The sequence below is a fragment of the Virgibacillus salarius genome (assembly GCF_039521925.1).
Taxonomy (GTDB): domain Bacteria; phylum Bacillota; class Bacilli; order Bacillales; family Amphibacillaceae; genus Virgibacillus; species Virgibacillus salarius.
On sequence record NZ_BAAACY010000019.1, the window covers coordinates 73039 to 79909 of the forward strand.

At 37.6% G+C, this 6871-nt stretch carries 2 protein-coding genes; one reads left to right on the forward strand and one right to left on the reverse strand.

The window, feature by feature from the left end; translation table 11 throughout:
• Nucleotides 1-84: 84 nt before the first annotated feature.
• Nucleotides 85-5241, reverse strand: coding sequence for a SpaA isopeptide-forming pilin-related protein (locus ABDZ84_RS03630; protein ID WP_343780105.1), 5157 nt, complete (start codon nucleotides 5239-5241; stop codon nucleotides 85-87).
• A gap of 440 nt (nucleotides 5242-5681) precedes the next feature.
• On the opposite strand from ABDZ84_RS03630, the gene ABDZ84_RS03635 reads away from it, so the two are divergent.
• Complete coding sequence (locus ABDZ84_RS03635) at nucleotides 5682-6695, forward strand: NADP-dependent oxidoreductase (protein ID WP_026680297.1); 1014 nt, start codon at nucleotides 5682-5684, stop codon at nucleotides 6693-6695.
• The last annotated feature ends 176 nt before the right edge of the window (nucleotides 6696-6871 follow it).

Here is a 6871-nt window from a genome sequence, read left to right on the forward strand (position 1 = left end):
CTTTTTCAAGGAGGAGATAGAGTCGTACATTGTTCCTCTCTAGAATGTTCGTGTATCTCAGCCTCTTTGTAATTTACTTATTTACTATTCTATTAAAGTTCCGCTTCTCATTCGTCTGATATGCGTATACAAAAGGAAACTACCTGATCCAAGAAATATCATTCCGATTAAAGCTAGATATCGTAACCATTCTTCCCCAGTTTGTGGTAGCTTATCTCCGAAATCTTGGCTAGGTGGCGTCGGTGGTGTATCCCCTTTTTCCATAGGGGTGTTCTCTACAATCACTTCTTTGTTTTTATCTCCTAATTCAATGGTGATATGAATTGGCTTATCTAATTGCACATAACCAGTAGGAGCTTTGGTTTCTACTAATTGATAGTCTCCAGGTGTTAATCCCTTTACGATCACGATGCCATTTTCATTTGTTGTTATCGTTGTAATTCGTTCACCCTCACTGTCTAACACGTCAAAGACTGCACCTTCTAAAGTTGTGTCTGTGATCGCATCAACTTTGGTGATTTGTATGTCCGTTTTTAATAAGTTGTTGCTAAATTCCAAGTATAGAGGCTCTTGTTGGTCAAAGACGATTTCAAATTCAATAGGAGTTTTATCCAACTGATAACCAAAAGGAGCTTTTGTTTCAATAAACGCATAATTTCCTGGCTTCAGATCATCTACAACTAAGACGCCGTTTTTATCCGTAGTAAGTTCCGTTTTTAGCACTTCGCCTTTTGCATCCACCAACGAGAATATAGCTCCTTCGAGCGTATCTCCCGTTTCACCGACTTTCGTAAGTTCGACTGAACCAGTACGTAGGGGATTCTCAAAATTGACTTTTGCTATTCCTTGTCCCAATCCAATATCAAATGGAATCGGTGTGGTATCTAATTCATACCCTGGGAGTGTTTCTGTTTCTACAAGCTGATAAGAGCCTGGAATTAAATTGTCAATGATAAGTTTACCTTTTTCATCTGTAACAAGGTTTTCTTGTAGTGTTGTTCCGTCGGCATCCTGCAATTCAAACACGACACCTTCTAACAGTTTTCCATCTTCTCCTTCTTTGGTTAACTCTAATGTACTTGGAATATAACTGTTTTCCGCCTCTAGTTCCAGCGTTTCTAGTTGATTGAATGCAATTTCAAATTCGATTGGGGTGTCATCTAACTGATAGCCAAATGGAGCTTCTGTTTCAATAAATGCATAATTTCCTGGTTTTAGGTTCTCAACCGTTAAGATACCCTCTTCATTCGTAGTCAATCCTGTTTTAAGCTCTTCGTCCTTTTCATTCACTAACGTGAAGACAGCACCTTCTAGAGTATCGCCCTCTTCACCAATTTTTGTTAACTCTACAGTCCCTGTACTTAATGGGTTTTCAAAGCTTACCTGCTTTGCTTCTGATTGACCAATTTCAATTTCAAATGGAATTGGTGTAGCATCTATGTCGTATCCTGGAATGGTTGCTGTTTCTACTAGCTGATAGTTACCTGGTTTCAAATGGTCAATCACTAATTTGCCATTCTCATCAGTAAGGAGCTTCTCTTGTAAAGTCCTCCCATCGGCATCCTGTAGTTCAAATTCTACGCCTTCTAGTAGTTCGCCATCTTCTCCTTCTTTAGTTAGTTCGACTGAACCGAGAGCATATGCATTTTCTTTACTTACTTCAATTTGGGCTTGCTGTGCTAATTCGATATCAAACGGAATAGGTGTATCATCTAATTGATATCCTTCTGGAGCTAGAGTTTCTACAAATTTATAGCTTCCTGGCAATAAGTCTTCAACAACAATAATTCCATCTTCATTTGTGGTTAAACCTGTTTCAATTTCTTGTCCATCCTCATTGAATAAAGAGAATTCTGCCCCTTGTAAATGTTCTCCTCCTTCTCCAAGCTTTGTTAATTGAACAGAATTATCTAGATCCATGTATACACCAACACGCGCTGGTTCTACCGGCTGACCTTGATCAGTAGCAATTGCGAATGAGTTCCAAGCAGCCCGTTCTGTTGGGTTAATGGTTTTGTCTAATACACCTTGATCTACTTCCGAAGCGTTAGGAGCTTCCATTGAAAAGTTAATAGTGATATTTTCACCCTCAATCCATTCAACCCCATCTTTCAGTTCTAACTTAAAGGAATGAATAGAGGACCAATCGTCAACCTCCGTTGCCAAAGTCCAATTAGGCTCTTCAGCCGAATCTGGGTTCGATAATTTCTCTGTAGATTCTGGGTAGTTCGTATTTCTGATTAAATCATCACGCTCTGGTGTCATAGCAGAACTATAATAAACATCTACTTTATCGACCCACGAAGCAGGAAGTTGAATTGCTTCCGTTAATTCTGGAGTAAATTGGCTCCCGCGATCAATGTTATCAGTTATCCCTAAATCATTAATAGATGGCATAACATCTATGAGTGTCATACTTGAGATGTCTTTTCCTGAAGTATTGGTTAATGTTAATTGGTAATCAATAGAACCACCTGGGACAGTGCTTCCAAAGTGAGTAAAATCTTCATCTAGTTGCCCCTTAACCAATTTCTCTGTTTGGATATTATACTGTCCACTAATATAATATTCATTGCCAGACTTTAAACGAGGTTGATCTGAATTACCATTCTCATTAAGGTCCTCTACATCCGTTTGTAAAACCGTATCCGTTAACCCAGGGCTTTCAACTGACGGTACGGTTAGTTCCTGATCTCCAGAAAAGCCGTAAACACTAAAAGAGAGTGTATTTGGTGCGCTTTCATCTATTTGAACATTAATTTCTGCGTATAACGAACTACCTGGTCGAAGCAGGCGGTCATTCCAATTAAATTTTACAAGTTGTCTACCACTATCATTATAGTTGTTGCTTATTACGGTATAGTCACCACCTGCTGCAGAAGTAGTATCTATGGATGACCTGCCGTCAGCATCTGTAAATTCCACTTCAGGATTATTAGCAATGTTTATTCCTGGTGGCAATAGTACTACAGTTTCTAATGGTTCATTCATAGCTAAAGTTGAACTGTCTTCAGTGTTTAAATTTACCCGCATTCGATTATCTCCAGGAGCCACATATGAGCCTAGCTGATCTATTAGCTTAACCCCAACAGTAGCTATCGGAGGCTGATCGGTTGGTTTTGGAGCAATCTGTGCAGATCTCGGACCTGCTAGAGGATCAGAATTATATTGGTTACTGAATGCATTACCATCTCCATCTACTCCATAAACATCCCATTCGTTGGTTACAGATCCTGTATAGCCAGGTTTGACTTCAAAAAAGTAATTAGGTCTGCCTACATTTAACATACCACTTGGAGCATAAGTAAAATCTAGAATAATATCGCTAACTTCATCATTTTCACTGATTCCTAAGTCCGCTCTATTATAAACAGTATCTAAATCAGCATTTTCAACTAGTAATTCCCGTTCACCGTTTACAACTGCTTCAATATTGAAAATAGGATCATTCTTTAAAGGCACTCCATTTGGATAGTCTGCATTCGGCCTATAAATAAATCCCCTAGGTGTTTCTATTTCTTTAAAAATTAGATTTGAATCTATATGATAACTAGTAGTATATTCTTCAAAATCACCTTGGTCACTTTCTGGTAAAGGAGCAATTCCGTGAGAAAAGCCTAGAAGAGCATCATCATAAACAATTGGATTAGGGTCCCTGTTGCTATTTGGAGCTATGTTTCCTTCACCGTCTAATGGACCAACATGTACCGGAACATACCAATTTCCTTCAATATCGCCATTTGCGGTATCAGAATCAACAATAGTTATACTATCATTCGTATTAACGTTGCTCTCGTTATCACCAATAAATAAAGTATTAATAGCTACATTATTAGTAAGCGTTTGATTTACAGTGTTATTTCCTACAGAGAGAACCATCTCCATATTGGCATTAAATAATGAATCTTTAGCAGTTTCCTGGTCATCAAATGAAGGAGCATCGAAAGTCCAAATCAGTTGATTTCCATTTTGCTCAGGTTCAGGGCCGTTGATGGTTGAGTCATAAGATAACCCATCAGGTAATGTATCTACAACCGTTATTTGAGAATTTTCGTCAATATAAAGCTGTCCAGTACTGTTTTTAGGAATGTCTACATTTATTTCCCATACAGTTTGGGAGTTCGGGGTAGGTAAGTTTCTTTCATTACCTTGAACGTCCGTAAATCGCTTCGTGATATTTATAGGATTGGACGCATCTACTACAACTAAGGCATTATCATCAACTTTCTTTTGTTCGTCCGCTTCAAAAGAAGCACTTACCTCCAGTTCAGTCCCATCGGGAGTAAAACCATTGCTAGTTTGTAATTTAATAATCTTTTCATAAGTCTGGCCTGTTTTTAGCGTATCAAATTCGTAGACCAATCGATTGTTTTCAGAATCATAGATTGGTTGGACACCGGCAATTTCTAATTCTGATAGTTCTTGGTTAAATGTAATTGTTTCTAAAGTTGGCAAGTCAATAAAAATAGTAGCATTTGTGTACTCAGTTATTGATCCCGTAGTTTTAAAGACAAGTTTATATGCCGCATCATTTCCCGAAAGTACATTAGCATTTCGTGGAGAAATATCGATATCTACATTTAGATTGCCTGAAAAGGGGGAAATGGCTGGTTGCTCACTATTAACCTTTGATTCTGATTTGCTCTTATCAGAGGAGTCAGTTTTTGCTTCCTTTTGAACTAGATTCTGTTCCTCAGCAGTATTCTCTTTTTCTGCTTTTTCTTTTTCAGTATTCCCGCTTTCAGTATTCTGCGTTTTCTCCTCTTCTATCGGCTCGACCTTTTCTTCATCACTTGGACTTGCATTTTTCTGTTCTTTATCGTTTGAAGGTAATTGGAACGTAAAATCCTTCGTTGCTATTAATTTTTTTTCCTTAAATCCTTCAATTTTAATAAGGTTTTCGCCCTCTGTTAAATCTTTAAGTGCAAACCGTATTTCTTTGGTGTTTTCTAAAGAATTTATGTTTAAGCTATGTGATTCTTTATTGTTGGTGATTGTAGCTTGGTCGTTTCCGACAAAATAATCACTATAATTCGAGTTCTTCGGATACGTAACGTTTAATTCATCTATTTCTTCACTTATTACTACTTTGAAAATGGAGTTTTCGGTTGTCCCCTCTTTTTCAAGAGATACTGCTATATCCTCTCCAGCCCCAACACTACCAGCAGCCATAGCAATTGATTGACTAAATTGTGTGAATATCATAGAAAGAATAACCACTATGGAAAACATTTTTTTCATCCTGAATCCTCCAATCATAAATTTTATTACAAATATTTCACCAAGCGTAACACAGTTTTACAGATATTTGTTTAATATTTCAATCATTTTACAATGTTATAAAAATTAGTGTCGAATTTACTAATACTTTGTAACTATTTGTTATGATAAAGAGTATGAAAAATGTAATCTTATGGCATGAATACGGATGAGTTTTTGAATTTGTGAAATGGTCTCTTTGTTTTGTGTAGTAGCAGTTCATAGATACCAAATGTTGTTCGTTTTCCGTTAGGTATTCTTCAAGATATTTGTCTTTGAGCTCTAGCCGCTTAAGCACTCAGCTTTTCATCGTTGATTTCCATTGATACAATGAACCTACATATTTTATAGATGCCATCCATTAATAGATGGCAGATGCACTAAGTAAATTACGCAATATAATACTGTAGGAGGTTTTTTATATGAAGCAGAAACAGCTTATTTTAAATGAAAGACCAAATGGGCTACCAGATGAACGCACTTTCCAATTTGAAGACGTAGAAGTAGGCAACCCAGAAGCGGGTGAGCTTTTATTAAAAACATTATTTGTTTCTGTTGATCCGTATATGAGGGGGAGAATGTCAGATGGTCCGTCATATATTGAACCATTTGAGGTAGGTAAGCCATTAAATGGTGGCGTCGTTTCTCAAGTAATTGAATCAAAAAGCGATCAGTTTGACAAAGGAGATATTGTAACTGGACATTTGGCATTTCAAGAATACCATGTAGTTAGTGATAACCATGTACGGAAGGTTCAAACGTTTGGTCTGCGTCCAAGTGTTGCTCTAGGGCCACTGGGAATGCCTGGATTAACAGCCTATTTTGGTATGATGCATATTGGTGAGCCAAAAGCAGGTGAGACCGTAGTAGTTTCTGGTGCAGCAGGGGCTGTTGGGCAAATTGCCGGGCAACTTGCTAAAAGAGCGGGTGCTAAAGTCGTCGGTATTGTTGGTTCTAAGGAAAAAGCGAGGTATATTACTGAAATACTTGGCTTTGACGATGTGGTTGAATACAAAGAAGGAAATGTGGCTAAGCAATTAGCAGAAGCTTGCCCCGATGGCATTGATGTGTATTATGAAAATGTTGGAGGAGAGATTTCTGATGCTGTTTGGCCATTACTAAATACATTTGCGCGTGTACCGGTATGTGGTGCAATTTCTTCTTATAACTTGGAAGAAGGAGAGTATGATATAGGTTTACGTGTACAGCAGTACCTTATAAAATCAAGAGCGAAGCTACAAGGGTTTATTGTTGGTGATTTTCAAGCGGATTATAAAGAGGCATATGAGGTACTCGGTAAAGCTATTGCTAATGGTGAATTAAAATTTGAGGAAACAATTGTTGATGGATTTTATGCTATTCCAGATGCTTTTCTAGGCTTGTTTTCTGGAGAAAACATTGGCAAGCAGCTTGTAAAGGTTGCAGATAGTGAGTAGAGAAGCATATAAAAGAGGACTGTTTGTGGTTTTCCTTCTGTTAAATAGACAATCTAAAAATATTAAGCCAATGTGATTAGCTTATTCCCTTGTCTATTAATTGAATGGGGCTGGGACAAAACCCAGTAAAATAAAAAGTGGTACTCGCCAATAATTTGGTAAGTACCACTTTTTTT

Excerpts from the sequence above, each read along its gene's own strand:
- ABDZ84_RS03630 (WP_343780105.1), bottom strand. The coding sequence starts at position 5,241 with ATGAAAAAAATGTTTTCCATAGTGGTTATTCTTTCTATGATATTCACA.
- ABDZ84_RS03635 (WP_026680297.1), top strand. The coding sequence starts at position 5,682 with ATGAAGCAGAAACAGCTTATTTTAAATGAAAGACCAAATGGGCTACCA.